We start from the raw sequence: 22793 nt of genomic DNA, 5'->3' as shown, positions 1-22793 counted from the left end.
CGGTGCGGCCTCCCGGAAGGCTCAGAGCACGGGCAGCATCTTGCGCAGTTCGAAGGCGGTGACCTCGGAGCGGTACTCCTCCCACTCCTGCTTCTTATTCCGGAGGAAGAAGTCGAAAACATGCTCGCCGAGGGTCTCGGCGACCAGTTCGCTGCGCTCCATCAGCTCGATGGCCTCGCCGAGGTTCTGCGGCAGCGGCGCGATGCCCATCGCCCGGCGCTCGGAGTCGGACAGCGCCCACACGTCGTCATCGGCGCCGGCCGGCAGTTCGTAGCCTTCCTCGACGCCCTTGAGGCCGGCCGCGAGCAGCACGGCGTACGACAGGTACGGGTTGGCGCCGGAGTCGAGCGACCGGACCTCCACCCGCGCGGAGCCCACCTTGCCGGGCTTGTACATCGGGACGCGGATCAGCGCGGAGCGGTTGTTGTGTCCCCAGCAGATGTACGAGGGGGCCTCGCCGCCGGCGCCCGCGGTGCGGTTGGCGCCGCCCCAGATGCGCTTGTAGGAGTTGACCCACTGGTTGGTGACGGCGGAGATCTCCCCGGCGTGCCGCAGCAGTCCGGCGATGAACGACCGTCCCACCTTGGACAGTTGGTATTCGGCACCCGATTCGTGGAAGGCGTTGCGGTCGCCTTCGAAGAGGGAGAGGTGGGTGTGCATGCCGGAGCCGGGGAACTCGGAGAACGGCTTCGGCATGAACGAGGCGTGCACGCCCTGTTCCAGCGCGACCTGCTTCATCACCAGCCGGAACGTCATGATGTTGTCGGCGGTGGAGAGCGCGTCGGCGTAGCGCAGATCGATCTCCTGCTGGCCGGGCGCGCCCTCGTGGTGGCTGAACTCCACCGAGATGCCCATCGACTCCAGCATGGTGATCGCCTGGCGGCGGAAGTCCATGCCGACGTTCTGCGGGGTGTGGTCGAAGTAGCCGGAGGAGTCGGCGGGGGTGGGCCGCGCGCCGTCCACGGGCTTGTCCTTGAGCAGGTAGAACTCGATCTCCGGGTGGGTGTAGAAGGTGAACCCGAGGTCGGAGGTCTTGGCCAGCATGCGCTTGAGGACGTAGCGCGGGTCGGCGTACGAGGGTGAGCCGTCCGGCATGAGGATGTCGCAGAACATCCGGGCGGTGCCGGGGGCCTCGGCGCGCCAGGGCAGGATCTGGAAGGTTCCGGGGTCCGGCTTGGCGATCATGTCGGACTCATATACGCGGGCGAATCCCTCGATGGCGGAGCCGTCGAAGCCGATGCCCTCGTCGAATGCCTGCTCCAGCTCGGCGGGTGCGACGGCGACGGACTTGAGGAACCCGAGTACGTCGGTGAACCACAGCCGGACGAAGCGAATGTCGCGCTCTTCCAGCGTCCGGAGCACAAACTCCTGCTGCTTGTCCATGGGTCACCAATCCTTGCAGGTCAATCGGCCTGTCCACGCCCGTCGAAGTACGTGCGTGGCACACCAGTATCACGTGAGGGGGTTACCGTCACATTACGCACCCTTGGCCTGAATCAGAACCGGCGGGCCGTGTCCTCCGGCGCGACTCCACCGGCCACGACATACTTCACAGTATGTAATGGGCGGGGAGCTCATCGCTCTCTGCGTCTCTCCACCTCTCACCGCATCCTTTCTGCATTTCGTCGCGCGCTGGTGCCAGTACGGGTCACAGCTGTGCCAGTACGGGTCACACCTGTGTGAGCACGGCGCGTGCCACTGCCTCGGGGGCGTCGGCCATCACCAGGTGACCGGCCGGTGCGGCGACCGCGAACCCGCCGCCCAGCTCCGCGGCGAATGCCCGTTGCCGCTCCAGCCAGCGCAGTTCGCGCGCCGCCTCGCTGCCGTCGTACGCCGCCAGGACGGTCACCGGTACCGCGGGCATCGGGTGGCCGGGCCGCAGGGCGGCGAGTTCGGCGGCCTGGTAGGGGTAGGTCGCGTTCTCCAGGACGCAGGCGCGCAGCACCCGGGAGGTGCGGTACCCGGCGCGCACCCAGGGGTGCGGCGGATGGCTGCCGACGGTCGAGGCGCGGTCGATCAGACGGCGTGCGGTGGGGCCGAGGGCGCGCGGGATGCCGGCGGCGGAGAGGGCGGTGGCCACGCCGTTCGCCCAGGCGGTACGGACCGGGCGCGGGAGCCGCGGCCGCGGGTCCGCCTCGACGCTGCCGTCGACGAGCACGAGCCCGGCGCAGCGGTCCGGGTGCAGCCGGGCGAACGCCTCGGCGTGGAAGCCGGCGAGCGAGTGGCCGACGACGGTGGCCGGGCCCGGATGGCCGACCGCGTCCAGGAGGCGGGCGATCCGGTGCGCCTCGGCGGCGAGGGTGGGCGCCGCGGGCGCCGGGGCGCTCAGGCCGAGGCCGGGCCGGTCGAAGCGGACCACCGTACGGTGCGGGGCCAACAGCGCGGCGACCGCGTCCCAGTCGAACCAGGCCATGCCGAGGCCACCACTGAGGACACACACCGGGCCGGCGCCCTCGGTCAGGACGTGCAGCGGTATGCCGTCGATGCGGAGGATCCGGCCGGGGATGGGCGTGGGGAGACGGAGGTGGGTGGGTGTGAGGGTAGGAGTGGGGTTGCGGAGGCGCGTGGGGGGTCTGTTCATGGGTGCGCCTCCGGTTTGGGGGGCTCCGGACTCCGGGGTTCCCGTTGGGGGGACTCCGGCTCACGGAGCTCGGGTGTGCGGGTCTCCCGATTGCGGGACTCCGGCTGGTGGGGCTCGGGTCCGGCCGACCTCGGCCCGAGCGGCTCGGATCCGACCGGCTTCGGCTCGCGGGGTTCCGGTCCGCGGGCCAGGCAGCGGGCGAGCAGCGCTACGTAGACGGCGACCAACAGGACCTGGAGGCGCTGGCCGACGCCGAGGGCCCAGGTGCCCTTGCCCGTCGTGAAGGCCGCGACCGATGCCAGCGTCCAGAAGGTGGCGGCGAGTTCGGCCAGTACCAGGGGCGGGCCGAAGCGGCCGAGCGACGGCCACCAGTCGTAGCGGCGGGCGGCGAAGGTCAGCAGGACCAGGGCGGCGAGCGCGCCGGTCATGGCGAGGGAACTGCTGATGGCGTGCGCGGTGTGGGTGGCCGGTACCAGGCCCGCGGTCTCACGTGCGGCGCAGGCCGGGTCGCTGGTCGGCGCGCAGCTCAGCGGCAGCCGGGAGTCGACGGCGGTGGCGGCGCCGAAGAGCGCGAGCGCGGCCCAGCCGGCCGTCGCCCAGGGCCTGCGCTCCAGTGTGAGCAGCGCGGTCACCGCCCCGGTCAGCACCAGCAGGCCGGCGACCAGGTCGGTGGCCCGGAAGAGCCCGCCGAGCGGCTGGTCGGCGGCGGCGAGCTCACTGACGTACGCCTGCACGGGGTTGAGGCCGGTGGAGATCACCACCTCCAGGACCCATGCGGTGTACGCGGTGGCACCGAGCAGCAGCGGTACGGCGGCGGCCGCCCCGTGGCGGGAGCGGACGGTACGGGTCGGGGTCACGGACATCCTGGTGGTCGGGTGGGCCCGGCCGGTGGCACGGACGCCGGTGAGCCGGTGGCGCGGGGGCCAAGGATAGGCGGGCGGACGACGGCAATGCGCTGATACCGGCGCAAACGGTGGCGAGCGGTGAGCCGATGCGGGAACCGATACCCCTCGGGGGTAGGCTGCGAAGGGTTTGCGAAGGGTCCGTCAGCTGGGCCCCACGTTCCGTCGAGAGGTCCGCGATGCGCGAGCAGCAGAGGCGCGAGCAGGGGAAGGCCGCCGCTTGGTGCGGTCGGCTGCTGCTGTTCGCCGCGCTGATCGCCGGGATCGTCACGATGCATACGTTCGGGCATCCGACGGGCGGGCACGGCGGGCACGCCACGCTCTCGGCGACGGTGGCCCGCGCGCACGCTACCGGTCCGCATGCGATGGACGCGCACGCCACGGGTGCGCACGCCACGAATGTGCGGGCATCGGGTGCGCACCCGATGGCCGTACCCCCCCTGGCGGGGCACGCCGCGACCGCGCACCCCACGGAGGCGCGCCCCACGGGCCACTCCATGCACCACTCCCCCGATCACTCCGCAACCGACACCGACGGCGGCGCCATGGACCTCGGCACGGTCTGCCGGGCCGCGCTCTCCTTCTGGGTGCCGGCCCTGCTGGTGCTGCTCGGCGCCGGAGTGCTGCTCGGACACGGCGAGGCCGGTCTGCCGGCCGCCCTGCGCGTCCTTCTGCTGCGCGGTCCGCGGCCGATACCGTCACCGCCCCGCCGCGAAACCCTCGCCCGGTTGTCGGTGCTGCGCGTGTAGGAGCGCCCCCGGCCACCGACGCCTGCCCGCGTCCGCGGCTCCGCGCTCTCACCCACATCACCATCGACACCCACGAGGCGCTCTCCACCATGCGTACACAGCCGATGCAGCCCGCACAGCCCACGGAGTCCGTGCAGCCCACGGAGTCCGCAGACGCGACGCACTCCGCTCGCGCCACGAACGCCACCCACATCACGCACGCCACCCACATCACGCACGCCGCCCACTCCCGCCGCGCCCTGCTCGGCGCGGGGATCGCCGTCGTCGGCGGCGGCCTCCTGGCCGGCTGTTCCACCGGGGACTCCGGCTCCCACGGCGGCACGGACGGCAAGCACGGCATGGACCACTCCGGACCGGGTACCGCGCCGGCCGGCTATGTCTCGCCCGACGGCCCCGAAGTCACCGCGGCCGAGAAGAAACGCGGCGCGGGCCCCGTACGGAAGGTCTCGCTCACCGCCACCCCGGCCCGGCTGGAGCTGGGCGACCGGAGCGTCAAGTCCTGGGCGTACGGCGACGATCTGCCCGGCAGGGAGGTCCGGGTCACGGCGGGCGAGACGCTCGCACTGACCCTCGCCAACCACCTCCCACAGTCCACGTCCCTGCACTGGCACGGGCTGGCGCTGCGCAATGACATGGACGGCGTCCCCGGCCTGACCCAGCGCGCGATCAAGGCGGGCGCCTCCTTCACCTACCGGTTCGCGGTCCCCCGCCCCGGCACGTACTGGCTCCATCCGCACTCGGGCGTGCAGCAGGATCGCGGGCTGTACGCGCCGCTGATCGTCGAGGACCCGAAGGAGCCGCTGTCGTACGACAAGGAGTGGGTGGTCGTGCTGGACGACTGGCTCGACGGGGTGGACGGCAGCACCCCGGACACGGTCCTCGCCGAGCTGCGCAAGGGCATGGGCGGCGGCTCCGGGCACGGCGGGATGGAGCACCAGGGCGGTTCCCACCACGGCGGCATGGACCACGGGGACAAGGGCGGCATGAGCCACGCCGACGGTGGCGACGCGGGCATGGGCGGCACGGGCCAGGAAGGCCGCTCGGGGACCGGGGGACCGTCGCGGATGCTGATGGGCGCCACCAGCAAACTGCTGGGCGGTGACGCGGGCGATGTGAATCACCCGTACCACCTGGTCAACGGCCGTACCGCCAAGGACCCGCAGACGTTCCGGGCCAAGCCCGGCGAGCGGATCCGGATCCGGTTCATCAACGCGGGCGGTGACACCGCCTACCGCGTCGCGCTCGGTGGCCACACCATGACCGTGACGCACACCGACGGCTTCCCCGTCGAGCACGCCAGGACCGAGGCGCTGCTGCTGGGCATGGGCGAGCGCTACGACGTGCTGGTCACCGCGAAGGACGGCGCCTTTCCGCTCACCGCGCTCGCCGAGGGCAAGAAGCGCTCCGGGCTGGCCGTGCTGCGTACCGGCGGCGGGGCGGCGCCCGGCCCGTCCGCCCGCCCCAAGGAGCTGGACGGGCGGCTGCTGACCGCGGACCGGCTGAAGGCCGCCGAGTCCGTACGGACCACGTCGCGCCGCCCCGACCGCATCATCAAGCTCGACCTCACCGGCTCCATGGCGGCGTACGACTGGGCCATCAACAAGAAGCCGTACAAGGCGTCGCAGCGCTACGCGGTCCGGGCGGGCGAGCGGGTCCGGCTCTCCTTCCGGAACCGCACCGACATGTGGCACCCGATGCATCTGCACGGGCACACCTTCGGGCTGCCGGGTGGTGGTCCCCGTAAGGACACCGCGATCGTGCTGCCCGGCCGTTCCCTCGACGTCGATTTCGACGCCGACAACCCGGGCCTGTGGATGCTGCACTGCCATAACGTCTACCACTCGGAGTCCGGGATGATGACGGTCCTCGGCTACCGGCAGAAGTAGTACCGGAGCACCGGGCACACACCGAGCGCGCAAGGACACTCCAAGCGCGCAAACACACACCGAGCGCACCCGTACCACCAGCCCCAGCACTCCCGTACCACCAGGCGCAGAACCAGCACCTGGCACAGGAGTTACCGGCACCCCGCCCATTGCGTCAGAAAGACGATTACACTGGCGGGGTGCCTCAACTTCGTCTCGCCCTGAATCAGATCGACTCCTGCGTCGGCGATCTCGCCGGGAACGCCGAGACGATCGTGCGCTGGACCCGGCACGCCGCCGACCAGGGCGCGCACCTCGTCGCGTTCCCGGAGATGGCGCTGACCGGCTACCCCGTCGAGGATCTGGCGCTGCGTCCGTCGTTCGTGGAGGCCAGCCGGGTCGCACTGCGGACACTGGCCGGCCGGCTGGCCGCGGAGGGCCTGGGCGAACTCCCGGTGGTCGTCGGCTATCTGGACCGCGGCGAGCAGGACGGGCCGCGTTACGGGCGGCCCGCCGGTGCCCCGCAGAACGCCGCCGCGGTGCTGCACCGCGGCGAGGTCGCGCTCGCCTTCGCCAAGCACCACCTGCCCAATTACGGCGTGTTCGACGAGTTCCGCTACTTCGTGCCCGGCGACACGCTGCCCGTCGTGCGGGTGCACGGCGTCGATGTCGCGCTCGCCATCTGCGAGGACCTGTGGCAGGACGGCGGCCGGGTGCCCGCGGCCCGTACGGCCGGGGCCGGGCTGCTGCTGTCCGTCAACGCCTCCCCGTACGAGCGGGACAAGGACGACACCCGGCTGGATCTGGTGCGCAAGCGGGCCCAGGAGGCCGGCTGCACCACCGCCTATCTGGCGATGATCGGCGGCCAGGACGAGCTGGTCTTCGACGGTGACTCGATCGTGGTCGACAAGGACGGCGGGGTGATCGCGCGGGCGCCGCAGTTCGCCGAAGGGTGTGTCCTGGTCGATCTGGAACTGCCGGACGCGGCGCCGGAGCCTTTGTCGGGCGTCGTGGACGACGGGCTGCGCATCGATCATGTGGTGCTCTCCCCCGACCCGCTGCCGCCCTACCCCCCCGAGACCCTGGGTGGCGAGGCGGAACGCCTGGACGACTTGGAGGAGATCTACACCGCGCTCGTCGTCGGTCTGCGGGCGTACGTCGCCAAGAACGGCTTCCGCAGCGTGGTCATCGGACTCTCCGGCGGGATCGACTCCGCCCTCGTCGCCGCCATCGCCTGCGACGCGCTGGGCGCGTCGCATGTCCACGCGGTGGCGATGCCCTCCCGCTATTCCTCCGAGCATTCCCTCACCGACGCCGCCGAGCTCGCCCGCCGTACCGGGCTCAACTTCCGTACGGTGCCGATCGGCCAGATGTTCGACGCGTACATGGGGTCCCTCTCCCTGACCGGCCTCGCCGAGGAGAACCTCCAGTCACGGCTGCGCGGCACGACGTTGATGGGCATCTCCAACCAGGAAGGCCACCTGGTCCTCGCCCCCGGCAACAAGTCCGAGCTGGCGTGCGGCTATTCGACGCTCTACGGCGACTCGGTCGGTGCGTACGGCCCCGTCAAGGACGTCTACAAGACCGTCATCTTCCAGCTCGCCCGCTGGCGCAACCAGGCCGCCGCCGACCGCGGCCAGACCCCGCCGATCCCGGAACACTGCATCACCAAACCGCCGAGCGCCGAACTGCGCCCCGGCCAGGTGGACACGGATTCGCTGCCGGACTACGAGATCCTCGACCGCATCCTGGAGCTGTACGTCGACCGCGACCGCGGCCGCGAGCAGATCGTGGCGCAGGGCTTCGACGAGGAACTGGTCACACGGGTGGTGCGGATGGTCGACCACGCCGAGTACAAGCGCCGCCAGTACCCACCGGGCACCAAGATCTCCGCCAAGGGTTTTGGGAAGGACCGGCGGTTGCCGATTACCAATCACTGGCGCGAGGGGTGACGCTGCGCTTGGCCTGCGCCCCACGTTGTCGGCTGCCCCGCCGTGAGGGTGTTTCGCCGTTGCTCCCCCACTGCCTGAACGGCGTGGGAGGTACCCCCACGCGGCGGGCGTGGGTTTTTCGGGTGCGGTGACGGACCTCCGGACTCCGTCCTACGGTCCTCCCCCATAGCCTGAAGGGCATGGGAGGTACCCCCATCCTCCCGGCGGTGGGGGAAAGAGGCCGGTGGGGGCACATGTCGTCTGTCGGGTGCCTGTGTCCGCGTCCACGAGGGGCATACGACGGACTACGTGTACCCTTACCGGTCTTTTCCCCACCCCCTTCGGGAGGACCGGCACCGCTGCCGAACAGCCCCGCGCAGCGGCGACCAGCCCGCAGCGTGGGGGGTACCTCCCCACGCCCTTCAGGCAGTGGGGGAGCCACGGCGGGGCGAGGATGTCGGCTCAGGCAAGGCGCAGCGGGGGCGTCATTGGGACCGTTCCGCCGGCACGGCGGTTTCCGCGCTGCGCGCCACGATGCGGGATGTGTCGTGGGCGCCCCGGTCCAGTAGCCCGGCCAGCGCCGCGACGGCCAGGCCGACCGCTGCCAGGGCCGCGCCGACCAGGGTCGGGGACGTCCAGCCCCAGCCTGCCGAAAGGGCGAGGCCGCCGACCCAGGCGCCGCCCGCGTTGGCGAGGTTGAAGGCGGACTGGTTGGAGGCGGCGGCCAGGGTGGGGGCCTGCTGGGCCTTGTTCATGACCAGCATCTGGAGGGGCGTGGTGGTCAGGAAGCCGATCGCGCCGATGAGGACGACGGTGACCAGGGCGGCCCACTTCACCTGTGCGGTGAAGTGGAAGGCGGCCAGGACGAGGGCGAGGGCGGCCAGCGAACTGTAGAGCGTGGGGCGCAGGGCGCGGTCCGTGAGGGGGCCGGCGGCCAGGGCGCCGAGGGTCATGCCGATGCCGAAGAGGGCCAGGACCAGCGGGACCGAGCCCTCCGTGAAGCCGGTGACCTTGGTCATCATCGAGGCGAGGTAGCTGTAGACGGCGAACACGCCGGCGAAGCCGAAGACGGTGGTGAGCAGGCCGAGCAGGACCTGACGGTCACCGAGGGCGCGCAGTTCGCGGGCCAGGCCGGTGCGTTCCTCGGCCGACAGCGGCGGGATCAGCCGGGCCAGGGAGGCCATCGCGGCGAGGCCGATGGCGGTCACGACGAGGAAGGTGGCGCGCCAGCCGAGGTGCTGTCCGAGGAGGGTGGCGGCGGGGACGCCGACGATGTTGGCGATGGTCAGGCCGAGGAACATGGTGGCGACGGCGCGGGCCTGGCGGCCCTCGCGCACCAGCCGGGCGGCGACCACCGCGCCGACGCCGAAGAACGCGCCGTGCGGGAGTCCGGCCAGCAGCCGGCCGACGATCAGCAGGCCGAAGCCGGGGGCCAGTGCGGAAGCGAGGTTGCCGACCGTGAAGACGGCCATGAGGAGGACCAGCATCCGTTTGCGCGGGATGCGGGACCCGAGGGCCGTCAGGAGGGGGGCGCCGATGACGACGCCGAGGGCGTAGGCGGAGACGAGGTAGCCGGCGGTGGGTACCGAGGTGCCCAGATCGTCCGCGACGTTGGGCAGCAGGCCCATCATCACGAATTCGGTGGTGCCGATTCCGAAGGCCGAGATCGCGAGCGCGAGCAGAGCCGAGGGCATGGAGGACCGAGACCTTTCGGGGATGGGGCTGCGTGCGGGTGCGGGCGGTGCACGCGGGCAGGAGGGAGAGACATTAAGTTCGGTTACGGAACAAAGTCTCTCAGGCGCGCAATTCCGATGGGAGAACGGAGCGTGAAAAACCCGCGTCAGATGCACCACATCGCCGACGGCCCACGGGTCGTCCCGGCCCGGCGGGCCCGGACGACCCGCCGGATCCGGCCGACGTCAGAGCTTCACCCGCGCCGCCATCGGCAGATGGTCGCTGCCGGTCGGGGGCAGCGCCCAGGACGCGACCGGGTCCATGCCCTTGGTCATGATGTGGTCGATCCGGGCCATCGGGAACGCCGCCGGCCAGCTGAAGCCGAAGCCGTCGCCCGCCGCGCCCTGGGCGGACCGCAGCTGTGAGGTGACCGGGGCCAGCGCGCGGTCGTTCATGGTGCCGTTGAGGTCGCCGAGCAGGATGACCTTCTTCAGCGGGTCGGCGGCGATCGCCTCGCCCAGCGCCTCGGCGCTGCCGTCGCGCTGGTTGGCGGTGAAGCCCGCCGCGAGCTTGACCCGTACCGACGGGAGATGCGCGACGTAGACACCGACCTTCTGGCCGTCCGCGGTGGTGACGGTGGCGCGCAGCGCCCGCTTCCAGCCGATCTTGATGGACACCGGCGCGGTGTCGGACAGCGGGCGCTTGCTCCACAGGCCGACGGTGCCCTGTACGGTGCTGTACGGGTAGGTCTTCGCCAGCTCCTTCTTGTACGTCGGCAGGGCGGTGCCGGCCAGTTCTTCCAGCGCCACCACATCGGCGCCGGAGGCCATGATCTTCCGGGCGGTGCCCACCGGGTCGGGGTTGTCCGCGTCGACGTTGTGGGTGGCGACGGTGAGATTGCCGCCGGAGCTGGCCTTGTCGGTGACCTGGCCGCCGAAGAGGTGGATCCAGACGGCGGCCGGCAGCAGCAGCGCGACCAGCGCCGTCGCCGAGCGGCGGAGTACCGCGACGAGCAGCAGTACGGGGACGGCGAGGCCCAGCCACGGCAGGAAGGTCTCCAGCAGACTGCCCAGGTTTCCCACCGCGTTGGGGACGCGGGCGTGCAGGAACATCAGCAGCCCGAGCAGGACGGCGAGCACCGCGAGGACGATGCCGCGCCGCCACATCCCTTCGGGGCGCCACCAGTTCAGCAGGCGGCCGGCTCGGGAACCGGTCCGCTCAGGGGTCTCGCCCTGTCCCGGCTCCGTCATGAATGCCTGCGCCATCCCGCTGTCCTCACTGCCTTGCCCTGGTGCGCCTCGCCTGTGGTTGCTGACCCTAGGCGATGGTGTGTAACGCGCTTTCTTAGAAATGAGGACGGGGTGTGGGTGGGCCGGGGTTCCGGCACAGGGCAGGTGAACGCCACTGTGACAGAACGGGCATGGTTCGGTCATGGGGCGGGGATCGGTCGGCGGCCCCGGGGCGTCGGGCGGTGTCCCCGCGTCGGGCGTGGACGTCCACCCTCAGTCGTCGCCCCGCGCAGCCCCCGGCGGTGGCCCCGCGTCCGGCGTGGCCGCTCAGCCGGGCTCCGGCCGCTCCTTGGGGCGTACGCCTTCCAGGACCATGTCGACGATGTCCTCCGCCAGGCCCTCGGGGAGTTCCTTCCACTCGTGGAGGACGGCGCGGGCCAGCATCGGGCCGACGAAGAGGTCGGAAATGGTCTCGACGTCCTGGTCGGCGCGGATCTCGCCGTTGGCCATCCCGCGCCGGAGCACGTCGAGCAGCGCCTCGTGGCGGGCCTGCACGACCGTCTCGTGGTACTCCGCCCACAGCTCCGGCTGTGCCTGGACATGGCTGACGACGGTGCGCAGCAGCGCGGAGTTGCGCTTGGCCAGGCCGCGCCGACGGAGGAATTCCAGCAGGGAGACCAGGTCGTCGCGGAGCGAGGCGCCGTTGAGCTGCGGGCCCGGCTCGTCCAGGGAGCGCATGACGTCGAGCATCAGCGCGCTCTTGCCGGGCCAGCGGCGGTAGACGGTGGCCTTGCCGACGCCCGCCTCGCGGGCGATGCGTTCCATCGACAGTTCGCCGATGGAGGCACCGTCCTCGATCATGCGCAGCACGGCCTCGATGATGGCGGTGTCGGCGGCGGCGCTGCGCGGTCTGCCGCGGCGCTCGGGGACTGCCCGACGCGGCCGGACCGGACGTTCCGGTGGTGTGCCGGCTGCCGCCGTCTCCGTACCGCCTACGGCCCGGCTCATCCCTGTATGCCCGCTTTCTCCTCTTCCCGGGGCTCCGCGGCGGGCGGGGCCGCTGCCGTTCTGCCCGGCAGGAAGGCCGCGACGACCACGGCGCCGAGCAGCGCGACGCCGGCCGAGCCGAGGGCGGTGACGTGCATGGCGTGGACGAAGGCGGCCTCGGCGTCGTCGGCCAGCGGCCGGCCGGCCGGGCCGAGGTGGCGGGCGAGGCCGAGGGTGGCCTCGATGGATTCGCCGGCCGCGTGCCGTGCGGCTTCGGGGATGCCGGGCAGCGCGTCTATCTTGGCCTGGATGCGGTCGCGGTAGGCGGTGGACAGCAGCGAGCCGAGGACGGCGACGCCGAGGGTGCCGCCGACCTGCCGGAAGGTGTTGTTGACGGCGGAGCCGGAGCCGGCCTTCTCGCGCGGCATCGCCTGCATCAGCGAGACGGTGACCGGCGGCATGATGTGCGCCATGCCGACGCCCTGGAGGAAGAACAGCACCTCCATGATCCACATGGGGCTGTCGGTGTCCAGGAGCAGCATCCCCGCCATGGTGGCGGCGACCGCCAGCATGCCGGCGGTGCAGACCGCGCGGGCGCCGAAGCGGTCCACGACATGCCGGGCCCGCGGCGCGAAGATCATCTGGGCGGCGGCCAGCGGCAGGATCAGCAGTCCGGCCTGCAGCGGGGTGTAGCCCCGCACGCTCTGCACGTAGAAGACGATGAAGAACGTGACGCCCATCAGCGCGAAGAAGACCAGCGCGATGGCGGCGACGGCGGCCGAGAAGGCGGGCTTGCGGAAGTGGCCCATGTCGATGGACGGGTGGTCGCTGCGCTTCTGGTGCACGACGAAGCCGGCGAGGACGGCGAGGCCGCCGAGGACCGTGCCGACCACCTCCGGGTCGGTGAAGTCGGCGAGCTGGCCGCCCTTGATGATCCCGTAGACGAGGAGGACGAGGCCGACGACGGACAGCAGCACGCCCACCGGGTCGAGCCGGCCGGGGCGGGGGTCCTTGGAGTCGGGGACCAGCAGCAGCATCGCGGCCAGCGCGACCAGCACGATCGGTACGTTGACGAGGAAGACCGAGCCCCACCAGTAGTGGTCGAGCAGCAGACCGCCGGCGACCGGGCCGATCGCGATGGCCAGACCCACGCCGCCGGCCCAGATGCCGATCGCCTTGGGCTGCTCGTCGCGCTCGAAGACGTTCATCAGGATCGCGAGGGTGGCGGGCATGACGAAGGCGCCGCCCAGGCCCATCACCGCGCGGAAGACGATCAGTTCGGTGGGCGATCCGGCCGTCGCGGCGAGGACCGAGCCGATGCCGAAGACCACCATGCCGAAGAGGAGCACCCGCTTGCGGCCCAGCCGGTCGCCGAGCAGACCCGAGGTGAACAGCATCCCGGCGAAGACGAGGGTGTAGGCGTTGACCGCCCACTCCAGCTCGCTCTGGGTGGCGCCGAGGCCGGTGGGGGCCGGGGTCGCGATGGTCTTCATCGCGACGTTGAGGATGGAGTTGTCCAGCACCACGATCAGCAGGCTGAGCATGAGGACGGACAGGATCGCCCAGCGACGGCGGTGGATGCGGTCGGGGACCTGGCGGGCGGCGGGTATGTCCGGTGGGTCCGGGGAGCCCGGGGAGCTCTGTGTGTCCGATACGGAGGCCATGGGAGCACTGTACGACATTTTCGATACGAACCTGTTCCGTATCGATCTCTCATCGGCACAAAACCGACCCGTATCGATCTTCCGTATCGATCGTCATCGATGACGCCGGGAGGGCGGCCCCCGGACCGGCGGCCCTCGGGCCCTGACGACCGCCCCTTTCCCTCGTCGCACCTGGCATGCCAGCATGGACGGGAGTCCGGGGACGCCGTCAGGGCGCCTCGAGATGATGAACAGGAGCCGTCACCATGACGCAGCCTTCGCCTGCCCGAATGCCGGTCGCGGGATCCCCGCCGCCCGCCGCTCCGCAGGACACCCCCAAGCCGCCCCAGAAGCCCGCCGCCGGCGACAAGTCGCTGTACGGGGGCACGAGTTCCCGCCGTATCACGGTCCGCGACATCGCCGCGGCCAAGCAGCGCGGCGAGAAGTGGCCGATGCTCACCGCCTACGACGCGATGACCGCCTCCGTCTTCGACGAGGCCGGTATCCCGGTACTGCTCGTCGGCGACTCGATGGGCAACTGCCACCTCGGGTACGAGTCCACCGTGCCGGTCACGATGGACGAGACCACCCTGCTGTCCGCCGCGGTCGTCCGCGGCACCAGGCGCGTCCTCGTCGTCGGCGACCTGCCCTTCGGCTCGTACCAGGAGGGCCCGGTCCAGGCGCTGCGCAACGCCACCCGGCTGGTCAAGGAGGCCGGGGTGGGCGCCGTCAAGCTGGAGGGCGGCGAGCGCTCCGCGCACCAGGTGGAGCTGCTGGTCTCGTCCGGGATCCCGGTGATGGCGCATGTCGGGCTGACCCCGCAGTCGGTCAACGCCTTCGGCGGCTACCCCGTCCAGGGCCGCGGTGAGGAGGCGGCGCAGCAGCTGCTCCGGGACGCCAAGGCGGTCCAGGACGCGGGTGCGTTCGCCGTCGTCCTGGAGGCGGTGCCGGCCGAGCTGGCCGCCGAGGTGACCCGTTCGCTGCACATTCCGACCGTGGGCATCGGCGCGGGCCTGGACTGCGACGCACAGGTGCTGGTGTGGACGGATATGGCCGGGATGACGTCCGGCCGGGTGCCGAAGTTCGTCAAGCGGTATCTGGAGATGCGGGAGCTGCTGGGCGGCGCGGCGAAGGCGTTCGCGGAGGATGTGGTCGGCGGGACGTTCCCGGCCGAGGAACACACCTTCCACTAGACACACCTTCCACCAGGAGTCGCGTTCCTCCGGGAGTCGCGGTGGACGCCGTCGGCGGCCGGTCGCGGCCGCCGACGGCGTCCGTCCTGCTGTCGGCGCTCCGAGCTGGCTGTCGGCGCTCCGAGCTGGCTGTCGGTGATCTGTCGGTGCGTTGTCAGTGGCGGCTGGCACCGTTGACGGCATGACGCGACAGAAGATGACCACCCAGGGCGGAAACGCCGTGGAGGTGCGCGGTCTGGTCAAGCACTTCGGCGAGGTGAAGGCCGTCGACGGTGTGGATCTGGACGTGCGGGAAGGCACCGTCCTCGGTGTGCTCGGGCCCAACGGCGCCGGGAAGACCACCCTCGTGCGCTGCCTGTCCACCCTCCTGGTGCCGGACGCCGGCAGCGCCTTCGTGGCCGGTTACGACGTGGTGCGCCAGCCCCGCGCGCTGCGCCGCACGATCGGCCTGACCGGGCAGTACGCCTCGGTCGACGAAAAGCTCTCCGGCTGGGAGAACCTCTACATGATCGGGCGGCTGCTCGATCTCTCCCGTAAGGACGCCCGCGGCCGGGCGGACGAGATGCTGGAGCGGTTCTCCCTGACCGAGGCCGCCAAGCGCCCCGCGGGCAAGTACTCCGGCGGTATGCGCCGCCGGCTGGATCTGGCCGCCTCGATGATCGGCCGGCCCGCCGTCCTGTATCTGGACGAGCCCACCACCGGCCTCGACCCCCGCACCCGTAACGAGGTGTGGGAAGAGGTGCAGCGGATGGTCCGTGAGGGCGCGACGGTGCTGCTCACCACCCAGTACATGGAAGAGGCCGAGCAGTTGGCGAACGAGCTGACGGTCATCGACCGCGGCCGGGTGATCGCCGAGGGCCGGGTCGACGAGCTGAAGGCCAAGGTCGGCGGCCGGACGCTGCAGATCCGGCCGACGGACGCCGGTGAGTTGGAGCGGATGGTCGGCGTCATCGCGCAGGCCGGCCTGGACGGCATCGCGGGTGCGACCGCCGACCACGACGGGGGTGTGGTCAACGTCCCGATCATCAGCGATGAACAGCTGACGGCCGTGGTCAATGTGCTCGGCCAGCAGAGTTTCACCCTCGCCGGGATCAGCACCCATCTCCCCAGCCTGGACGAGGTGTTCCTGGCCATCACCGGCCAGAAGACCTCGGAGGCCATCGACGACCTGACGGACGAGAAGCAGTACGCGGAGGTATCGGCATGACGGCCGCAACGGTGACGGCGCCGCGCGTGAAGCCGGGCGCCGACGAGGGCCGGATCGGCGTGCGTGCCAATCTGCGGCACATCGGCGCACTGGCGCGGCGCAACGCCCTCCAGATCAAGCACGACCCGGAGTCGATGTTCGACGCCGTGCTGATGCCGGTCATCTTCATCCTGCTGTTCGTGTATGTCTTCGGCGGCGCCATGTTCGGCAAGGGCCACCAGCAGGAATACGTCCAGTACCTGGTGCCCGGCATGATGGCGATGATGGGCATGAACATCGCCATGGCGGTGGGCACGGGCGTCAACGAGGACTTCCGCAAGGGCGTCATGGACCGTTTCCGGACGATGCCGATAGCCCGGTCCTCGGTCCTGATCGCCAAGATCGTCGTCGAGGTCGGCCGGATGCTGGTCGCCATCGCGATCCTGCTCGGTATGGGCTTTCTGCTGGGCCTGGAGATCAAGGGCGGCATCCTCGCCTTCCTCGGCTCGATCGTGCTGTCCATAGTCTTCGGCGCCGCCCTGATGTGGATCTTCATCCTGCTGGGGCTCGCCATGAAGACCCCGCAGGCGGTGCAGGGCGTGGCGATGCTGGTGCTGATGCCGCTGCAGTTCGGCTCGTCGATCTTCGCCAAGCCGACGTCGATGCCCGGCTGGCTGGAGGGCTTCACCGAGGTCAACCCGCTCTCCAACCTCGCGGACGCGGCCCGTGCGCTGATCACGGGCGATGGCGCGGTGGCGCACCCGACGCTGGTCACCCTCGGCTGGGCGGTCGGCATCACGGCCGTGACGATGCCGCTCGCGGTCCGGAAGTTCCGCGACAAGACCTGACGTGCCCGGGGCCCGGTGGCCCCGGGAGTCACAGCCCTCGCCCGGCTCGCGTCAGATGAGGGCGGTGGCCTCCTCCAGAGTGAGGCCGCCGCCTTCGGCGTATCCCCACTCGTACGCCGCGTCACCCAGCGCGGCGCGCGCCGCCGCCTCCGTGCGTGCCCGGTCGGTGCGGGCGATCAGCGTCGGTACGGGCTCGGGCGCCCGCAGCGCGTCGTACGCCCCCAGCAGCCGGGCCGCGGTCCGTGCGCCGCGCTCGCCCTGGGCGGCCATCACCACCCGTGCCCCGGTGAGGAGTTGGATCACCGGAAGCTCCGGGGCGAAGATCTCCGTCCACGGATCCTCCAGCAGTTCCAGGGCCCTCCGGAATCTCGGCAGCAGATCCGGGCCGCGCCGCCCCTCGTCCACCTCCAGCCCGATCAGCCCCGACTCCACGATCCCGGCGAACAGATCCGGGGCACGCGGCCCCAGCACCTCGCGCGCCGCGAGCAGTTCACCGCGGGCCTCCCGCGTACGCCCCGAGACCGTCAGCCACATCGCGAGGATCAGATGGGCGAACGGCACCGCGTCGCGGCCGCTGTTCTGGTCCTTGGCGGCCTCCAGCACCTCCCGCAGCATCCGCTCGCCGGCCTCCTCCTGGCCGTCCTCGATCAGGACGCCGCCCAGCCTGGTGCGCAGCATCAGGGTCTGACCGTGCGCCCCCAGGTCCTCGGCGTGCACCATCGCCGCGCGGTAGTCCTGCGCGGCGAGCGCGTACGCGCCGCGCTTCTCGTGGGATTCGCCGCGCCCCGACAGCGCCTCGGCCGCGCCCCACGCGTCGCCGAGCCGGAGGAAGATCCGCAGCGCCTCGTCGGCGTCCCGTGTCGCCCGCTCCAGCCCGCCGGGACGCTCGTTGAAGACCTTGGAGCGCAGTTGCAGCGCGAAGGCGAGCTCCCAGTCGTAGCCGAAGTCGCGGCAGGCGCGCACCGCGCCGTCGACCAGCTGCTCCACCTCCTCGAACGCACCGGTGATCAGCACCGCGTAGAACCACATGGCGCCCGGCACCTTGCAGGTCTGCGGCATCCCGCTGCGGTAGGCGGTGCGGATCCCGGCCAGCTCCTCCCGCATCCCCGGCGCCCGCAGCGCCTCGATATCGCTGTCGAGGCTGGCGAGGTGGACCAGCCGGACCTCCCGGCGGGCCTCCAGAAGCTGTTCGGGGTCCAGCGGCGGCGGCCCGTCGATGGGCCGTTCCGGCAGGTCGGGGGCGGGTTTGACGGGCGACAGAAAGGGGTTGGGGCCGAGCGCCCCGGCTGCCGCCGACCAGTGGCGGGCGTCGCTGCGGTGATCGCGCAGCGACCAGAACCACTGGAGGGACAGCACCAGGCACAGCGCCTCGTGCTCGTCGCGGGCGGCGATGGCGCGGCGCAGCGCGGTCCGCAGGTTGTCGTGTTCCAGCTCCAGCCGCTCGGACCAGGTGCGCTGGCCGGGGCCACGCAGCAACGGGTCGGCCGCGCGGGCCAGTTCACGGTAGGCGACGAGGTGGCGGCGTTCGGCGGCGGCCCGTTCGCCGGCCTGGTCCAGCCGCTCACCGGCGTACTCGGCCACCGTCTCCAGCAGCCGGTAACGCATCTGCCCCCCGGGCGCCGGGGCCGCCACCACCAGCGACTTGTCGATCAGCGAGCCGAGCAGCGCGGCCACTTCGCGCCGGTCGACGCCGTCACCCGCGCACACGTCCTCGGCCGCGCCCAGGTCGCAGCCGCCGGCGAACACGGACAGCCGGCGCAGCACGGCGCGCTCGGGCTCGTCCGTCAGGTCCCATGACCAGTCGACGACCGCGCGAAGGGTCTGCTGCCGGGGCAGCAGGGTGCGGCTGCCGCTGGTCAGCAGCCGGAAGCGGTCGTCGAGGCGGTCGGCGAGCTGACGTGGCGTCATCAACCGCAGCCGGGCGGCCGCGAGTTCGATGGCGAGCGGCAGACCGTCCAGGCGGCGGCAGATCTCGGCGCAGGCGGTCGGGTCGTCCTCGACGCGGAAGCCGGGGCGGGCGGCGCCGCCGCGGTCGGCGAGCAGCCGCAGCGCGACCGGGTCGGGCAGCGGCTCGACGGGGCGCAGCACCTCGCCCGGTACGGCCAGCGGTTCGCGGCTCGTCGCCAGCACCGTGACGCCGGGGCATTCGGCGAGCAGCCGCTCCGCGAGCTCGGCGGCGGCGCCGATCAGATGCTCGCAGTTGTCGAGGACCAGCAGCATCCGGCGGCCGGCGCACAGCTCGGCGAGCCTGGCGAGCGGGTCCAGGGCGGTGGGGTCGGTGGCGGCGCGCAGGCCCTCGGCGGTGGTGCCGCGGACGACGGTCTCGCGGGCGCCGAGCGTGGTGAGCACCGCCTCGGGCACGGTCTGCGGATCGTCCAGCGGGGCCAGCTCCGCCAGCCATACGCCGTGCGGCCAGGCGTCCGGGAGGGCGGCCGCGGCGACCTCGGCACCCTCCTGCGACAGCCGGGTCTTGCCGGCGCCGCCGGGCCCCAGCAGCGTCACCAGGCGGTGCGCGGCGAGGTCGGCGCGGAGCGCTGCCAGGTCGGTGTCCCGTCCGACGAACGAGGTGAGGCGGGCCCGGAGGTTGCCGGGGCGGGCGGCGGGGAGCGGGACGGGAGGCGGCGGGGCAGGACGCTCGGCGGGGGTACCCGTGGCGCCGATGGTGGTGTGCCGCAGCAGCTCGGTGTGCAGGGCGCGCAGCTCCGGGCCGGGGTCGGCGCCGAGGCGGTCGGCGAGGTCGGTGCGTATCTCCTCGTAGGCGGCGAGTGCCTCGGCGCTGCGGCCCGCGTCGCGCAGGGCGCGCAGGCGCAGCGCCTGGAGCGGCTCGTCGAGGGGGTGGTCCTGGCACAGGGCGGTGAGGGTGGGCAGCGCCTGCCCGGCCCGGCCGAGGGCGAGTTCGGCGGCGAGGCGGGTGCGCCGGGCGTCCAGCCGGTGGCTCTCGGCGCGGGCGGCGGACACGCCCGCGTCGGGCAGATCGGCCAGGGCCGGGCCGCGCCAGAGCGCCAGCGCGTCGTCGAGGAGGGCGGCGGCGCGGGCCGGGTCCGCGTCGGCGAGCGCCCGACCGCCCTCCGCCGTGAGCCGCTCGAAGCGGTGCAGGTCGACGGCGTCGGGCTCGGCGCACAGCCGGTAGCCGCCGTCGACGGAGGCGACCGCGGCGTGCCCCAGGGCGCGGCGGAGCCTGCCGACAAGCGCCTGGAGGGCCCCGGCGGCGTCGGCGGGCGGGTCCATGCCCCAGATGTCGGCGATCAGCGCGTCCGAGGTCAGCGCCCGCCCAGGCCGCAGGGCGAGGGCGGTGAGCAGGGCACGCAGGCGTGCACCACCGAGGGCGACGGGGGTGCCGTCGGCCCGGTCGGCCCTGGTCGTGCCGAGAATTCCGTAGCGCACTGAGCCATTGTCGGTCACGGCCGTGCTGCCCACGCTCCGCTCACACTCCTCGTATCCCTGGACAAGCCCCGATGTGGTCCCGGAAAAGACCCCGATGCGGCCCCCGGAAAGACCCGATGCCGGGGCCGGGCACCCCGGGCCCCGCCTGGGGGCGGGCGCCGGGTCCCTGTCGCCCCCCTTGGGGGCACCGCCCCGGTCCAGCTTGCCCGGAAGTCGCCCGGTGCCGCGCGTCGTTTTCCGCGGCCGGAGGCCGAGAGACGCCGATGACCAGGCACGATGGCCGTCGGACGGCTGTCCCGAGGCCATCGGCCGGCTGCTCCGGTGGCCCTCCGACGCCGTCCGATGACCAGATGCCGCTGATCTGACGCCGTCCGATGACCGGATGCAGCCGAGCGGGGCGAGCGGGCCCCCTCGCGCGGACCTTTCGGCAGGCCGACCTCGCGCGCTGACCTTTCGGCCGCCGCCCTTGGCTCGGACCCGTTCGGCAGGTCCCTTGCGCGGACCCTTCGCCATGTCCCGTGGCCGGGATTACCCGACGGGGCCCGTGCGCAGGCCGCCGCACCACGGATACCGTCATGGCTGCCCACCACGACATCCCCGGGAGCCCCGCACCATGACCACAGCATTCCCGCGCGCCGACCGCCGGGTCAGCCCGGTCTTCCTCGCGCTCGTCGCCGTCATGGGGGTGTCCGCATGGGCCGTCTGGAGCGGGCAGCCGGCCGCGAGCACCGGCTTCGCGGTCTTTCTGTTCGTGGTGTCCGGCTGGGTGGTGTCGCTGTGCCTGCATGAGTACGCCCACGCGCGCACCGCGCTGCACAGCGGCGACCTCTCGGTCGGCGAGAAAGGGTATCTCACCCTGAACCCCCTCAAATACACCCACGCACTGCTCAGCATCGTGCTGCCGGTGCTCTTCGTGATCATGGGCGGGATCGGGCTGCCGGGCGGCGCGGTGTTCATCGAGCGCAGCCGGATCAAGGGGCGCTGGCGGCACAGCCTGATCTCGGCGGCCGGGCCGCTGACGAATGTGCTGTTCGCCCTGGTGATGACGGCGCCGTTCTGGCTGAAGCAGATGTCCGGGGTGCCGGACCCGTTCCGGTACGCGCTGGCGTTCCTGGCGCTGCTGCAGGTCACCGCCGCGATCCTGAACTTCCTGCCGGTGCCGGGGCTGGACGGCTACGGCGTGATCGAGCCCTGGCTGTCGCACGGCTTCCGGCGCCAGGTGGAGCCGTTCGCACCGTTCGGGCTGCTGGCGGTCTTCGGGCTGCTGTGGGTGCCGGAGATCAACCACGTCTTCTTCAGCGCGGTGGACGCGATCCTGCGCGCCATGGGCATCTCCCCATGGGACACGTACTGGGGCCAGGAGTACTTCCGCTTCTGGCAGGGCGGACCGGAGGTGCCGCCGCTGGGCGGGCTGGTGTGAGGCGCGCCGGTCCGCGGTGAACCGCGCCGAATCGCGCGGCCCCGGCCTCGGCGGTCCCCTCAGCCCGCCGCCGCGTCCTCCCCGCGCGCCGCCCGCTCCGCCTTCGCCTTGCGCAGATAGAACCACGCCATATTGCTGGACACACCGGCCATCAGGATCCAGACCACGCCGAGCCAGCTGCCCCGTACGAACGAGACGACGGCCGCGGCGACGGCGAGGACGCACACCACGCCTGCCCAGAGGGCGAGGCGCGGGACCGGGCGGGAGGTGGCGGAGGGCATGCGAGTCGGCTCCTGTCGGGAGTGGTGCGGTCCTCCCCAGTGTCCCCCATGCCCGACGCGCGCCCGTCAGCGGTGCGGACCACCGGCCTCGGCCCTCCCCGTCAGCCGCCGCAACCGGCCTCAGCCCCTCACCGGCAACCGGCCTCACACATCCGTCACCCGCAGCCCCGCATGCGCCTTGTAGCGGCGGTTGACCGAGATCAGATTGGCGACCAGCGACTCGACCTGGTGGGCGTTGCGCAGCCGGCCGGCGAAGACGCCGCGCATGCCGGGGATACGGGCGGCCAGCGCCTGGACCAGGTCCGTGTCGGCGCGGGCCTCGCCGAGCACCATCACATCGGTGTCGATCTCCGCGGTCTCCGGGTCCTGCAGCAGCACCGCCGAGAGGTGGTGGAAGGCGGCGGTGACCCGCGACTCGGGAAGCAGCGCGGCGGCCTGCTCGGCCGCGCTGCCCTCCTCCGGCTTGAGCGCGTACGCGCCCTTCTTGTCGAAGCCGAGCGGGTTGACGCAGTCGATGACGAGCTTGCCGGCCAGCTCCTCGCGGAGCGCCTCCAGCGTCTTGGCGTGGCCTTCCCAGGGCACCGCGACGATCACGACATCGCTACGCCGCGCGCACTCGGCGTTGTCCGCGCCCTCCACACCCAGGCCGCTCAGCTGGGGGTCGTCCGCCGCGGCCTGCGCGCGCTCGGCGGCCCGGGAGCCGATGATCACCTTCTGGCCGGCCACGGCGAACCGGTAGGCCAGGCCGCGTCCCTGGTCGCCGGTGCCGCCGAGGACGCCGACCACCAGGCCGGAGACGTCCGGGAGGTCCCAGGGGTCACGTTTGAGGGCGGCCTTCGCCGCGGTCGCGGCGTTCACGGGCTGGGCATCGTCAGAAGTAGTCATGACAGCGATACTGTCACGCCTCGGCAGGACGGGCG

General features: G+C 72.1%; 16 protein-coding genes and 1 pseudogene. 7 read left to right on the top strand and 10 right to left on the bottom strand.

What is annotated here, in order from left to right; all coding sequences use genetic code 11:
• Positions 1-21: 21 nt before the first annotated feature.
• From K9S39_RS31675 to K9S39_RS31665, 3 genes and pseudogenes are all read right to left on the bottom strand, one after another.
• Positions 22-1383 (bottom strand): glutamine synthetase family protein, encoded by a 1362-nt coding sequence (locus K9S39_RS31675; protein WP_248866757.1) that lies wholly within the window; start codon positions 1381-1383, stop codon positions 22-24.
• 286 nt (positions 1384-1669) lie between these two features.
• Positions 1670-2581 carry an alpha/beta fold hydrolase gene (locus K9S39_RS31670; protein WP_248866756.1) on the bottom strand — a complete coding sequence of 304 codons (912 nt, stop codon included), beginning with the start codon at positions 2579-2581 and terminating at the stop codon, positions 1670-1672.
• 182 nt (positions 2582-2763) lie between these two features.
• Positions 2764-3444: pseudogene (locus K9S39_RS31665) on the bottom strand (DUF998 domain-containing protein); the annotation flags it as partial.
• Positions 3445-3662: 218 nt separating this feature from the next.
• Between K9S39_RS31665 and K9S39_RS31660 the strand changes: the two are divergent.
• From K9S39_RS31660 to K9S39_RS31650, 3 genes are all read left to right on the top strand, one after another.
• Positions 3663-4232 (top strand): hypothetical protein, encoded by a 570-nt coding sequence (locus K9S39_RS31660; RefSeq protein ID WP_248866755.1) that lies wholly within the window; start codon positions 3663-3665, stop codon positions 4230-4232.
• An 89-nt stretch (positions 4233-4321) separates the two neighbouring features.
• Positions 4322-6118, top strand: coding sequence for a multicopper oxidase family protein (locus tag K9S39_RS31655; protein WP_248866754.1), 1797 nt, complete (start codon positions 4322-4324; stop codon positions 6116-6118).
• A gap of 179 nt (positions 6119-6297) precedes the next feature.
• Positions 6298-8049 carry an NAD+ synthase gene (locus tag K9S39_RS31650; protein WP_248866753.1) on the top strand — a complete coding sequence of 584 codons (1752 nt, stop codon included), beginning with the start codon at positions 6298-6300 and terminating at the stop codon, positions 8047-8049.
• A 464-nt stretch (positions 8050-8513) separates the two neighbouring features.
• Here the strand turns inward: K9S39_RS31650 and K9S39_RS31645 are convergent, their stop codons facing one another.
• The 4 genes from K9S39_RS31645 to K9S39_RS31630 form a co-directional block, all read right to left on the bottom strand.
• Complete coding sequence (locus K9S39_RS31645; RefSeq protein WP_248866752.1) at positions 8514-9722, bottom strand: MFS transporter; 1209 nt, start codon at positions 9720-9722, stop codon at positions 8514-8516.
• 225 nt (positions 9723-9947) lie between these two features.
• Entirely contained in the window at positions 9948-10868 is a 921-nt protein-coding gene (locus K9S39_RS31640; RefSeq protein WP_406708177.1) for an endonuclease/exonuclease/phosphatase family protein, read from the bottom strand.
• Positions 10869-11258: 390 nt separating this feature from the next.
• Positions 11259-11939, bottom strand: coding sequence for a TetR/AcrR family transcriptional regulator (locus K9S39_RS31635; protein ID WP_248866750.1), 681 nt, complete (start codon positions 11937-11939; stop codon positions 11259-11261).
• The gene (locus tag K9S39_RS31630; RefSeq protein ID WP_248866749.1) at positions 11936-13582 is read right to left on the bottom strand and encodes an MFS transporter; all 1647 of its coding nucleotides are present in this window, start codon (positions 13580-13582) and stop codon (positions 11936-11938) included. The genes K9S39_RS31635 and K9S39_RS31630 overlap by 4 nt, the downstream gene beginning before the upstream one ends.
• Positions 13583-13827: 245 nt before the next feature.
• Here K9S39_RS31630 and panB point away from each other — a divergent pair, with 245 nt between their 5' ends.
• From panB to K9S39_RS31615, 3 genes are all read left to right on the top strand, one after another.
• Positions 13828-14754 carry a 3-methyl-2-oxobutanoate hydroxymethyltransferase gene (gene panB / locus K9S39_RS31625; RefSeq protein WP_248866748.1) on the top strand — a complete coding sequence of 309 codons (927 nt, stop codon included), beginning with the start codon at positions 13828-13830 and terminating at the stop codon, positions 14752-14754.
• Between the two features lie 181 nt (positions 14755-14935).
• Positions 14936-15961 (top strand): ATP-binding cassette domain-containing protein, encoded by a 1026-nt coding sequence (locus K9S39_RS31620; RefSeq protein WP_248866747.1) that lies wholly within the window; start codon positions 14936-14938, stop codon positions 15959-15961.
• On the top strand, positions 15958-16788 hold the full coding sequence (locus K9S39_RS31615; protein WP_248866746.1) for an ABC transporter permease: 831 nt from the start codon (positions 15958-15960) through the stop codon (positions 16786-16788). The genes K9S39_RS31620 and K9S39_RS31615 overlap by 4 nt, the downstream gene beginning before the upstream one ends.
• A gap of 51 nt (positions 16789-16839) precedes the next feature.
• Here the strand turns inward: K9S39_RS31615 and K9S39_RS31610 are convergent, their stop codons facing one another.
• Entirely contained in the window at positions 16840-20172 is a 3333-nt protein-coding gene (locus K9S39_RS31610; protein ID WP_248869044.1) for an AfsR/SARP family transcriptional regulator, read from the bottom strand.
• Between the two features lie 613 nt (positions 20173-20785).
• On the opposite strand from K9S39_RS31610, the gene K9S39_RS31605 reads away from it, so the two are divergent.
• Positions 20786-21592, top strand: coding sequence for a site-2 protease family protein (locus K9S39_RS31605; RefSeq protein WP_248866745.1), 807 nt, complete (start codon positions 20786-20788; stop codon positions 21590-21592).
• A gap of 59 nt (positions 21593-21651) precedes the next feature.
• Here K9S39_RS31605 and K9S39_RS31600 read toward each other — a convergent pair whose 3' ends face one another.
• Positions 21652-21873 carry a hypothetical protein gene (locus K9S39_RS31600; RefSeq protein WP_248866744.1) on the bottom strand — a complete coding sequence of 74 codons (222 nt, stop codon included), beginning with the start codon at positions 21871-21873 and terminating at the stop codon, positions 21652-21654.
• A 144-nt stretch (positions 21874-22017) separates the two neighbouring features.
• A complete protein-coding gene (npdG, locus tag K9S39_RS31595) occupies positions 22018-22758 on the bottom strand; it encodes an NADPH-dependent F420 reductase (protein ID WP_248866743.1) in 741 nt (246 codons plus the stop codon).
• Positions 22759-22793: the final 35 nt, after the last annotated feature.

The organism is Streptomyces halobius, from assembly GCF_023277745.1.
Lineage (GTDB): Bacteria > Actinomycetota > Actinomycetes > Streptomycetales > Streptomycetaceae > Streptomyces > Streptomyces halobius.
Note: the sequence above shows the minus strand (reverse complement) of the source record. Positions and strands in the feature narration are given on the sequence as shown.

Bases quoted from the DNA above. Each gene is read 5' to 3' on its own strand.
- K9S39_RS31675 (WP_248866757.1), bottom strand. From the start codon at position 1,383: ATGGACAAGCAGCAGGAGTTTGTGCTCCGGACGCTGGAAGAGCGCGAC.
- K9S39_RS31670 (WP_248866756.1), bottom strand. From the start codon at position 2,581: ATGAACAGACCCCCCACGCGCCTCCGCAACCCCACTCCTACCCTCACA.
- K9S39_RS31660 (WP_248866755.1), top strand. From the start codon at position 3,663: ATGCGCGAGCAGCAGAGGCGCGAGCAGGGGAAGGCCGCCGCTTGGTGC.
- K9S39_RS31655 (WP_248866754.1), top strand. From the start codon at position 4,322: ATGCGTACACAGCCGATGCAGCCCGCACAGCCCACGGAGTCCGTGCAG.
- K9S39_RS31645 (WP_248866752.1), bottom strand. From the start codon at position 9,722: ATGCCCTCGGCTCTGCTCGCGCTCGCGATCTCGGCCTTCGGAATCGGC.
- K9S39_RS31640 (WP_406708177.1), bottom strand. From the start codon at position 10,868: ATGTGGCGGCGCGGCATCGTCCTCGCGGTGCTCGCCGTCCTGCTCGGG.
- K9S39_RS31635 (WP_248866750.1), bottom strand. From the start codon at position 11,939: ATGAGCCGGGCCGTAGGCGGTACGGAGACGGCGGCAGCCGGCACACCA.
- K9S39_RS31630 (WP_248866749.1), bottom strand. From the start codon at position 13,582: ATGGCCTCCGTATCGGACACACAGAGCTCCCCGGGCTCCCCGGACCCA.
- panB (WP_248866748.1), top strand. From the start codon at position 13,828: ATGACGCAGCCTTCGCCTGCCCGAATGCCGGTCGCGGGATCCCCGCCG.
- K9S39_RS31620 (WP_248866747.1), top strand. From the start codon at position 14,936: ATGACGCGACAGAAGATGACCACCCAGGGCGGAAACGCCGTGGAGGTG.
- K9S39_RS31615 (WP_248866746.1), top strand. From the start codon at position 15,958: ATGACGGCCGCAACGGTGACGGCGCCGCGCGTGAAGCCGGGCGCCGAC.
- K9S39_RS31605 (WP_248866745.1), top strand. From the start codon at position 20,786: ATGACCACAGCATTCCCGCGCGCCGACCGCCGGGTCAGCCCGGTCTTC.
- K9S39_RS31600 (WP_248866744.1), bottom strand. From the start codon at position 21,873: ATGCCCTCCGCCACCTCCCGCCCGGTCCCGCGCCTCGCCCTCTGGGCA.
- npdG (WP_248866743.1), bottom strand. From the start codon at position 22,758: ATGACTACTTCTGACGATGCCCAGCCCGTGAACGCCGCGACCGCGGCG.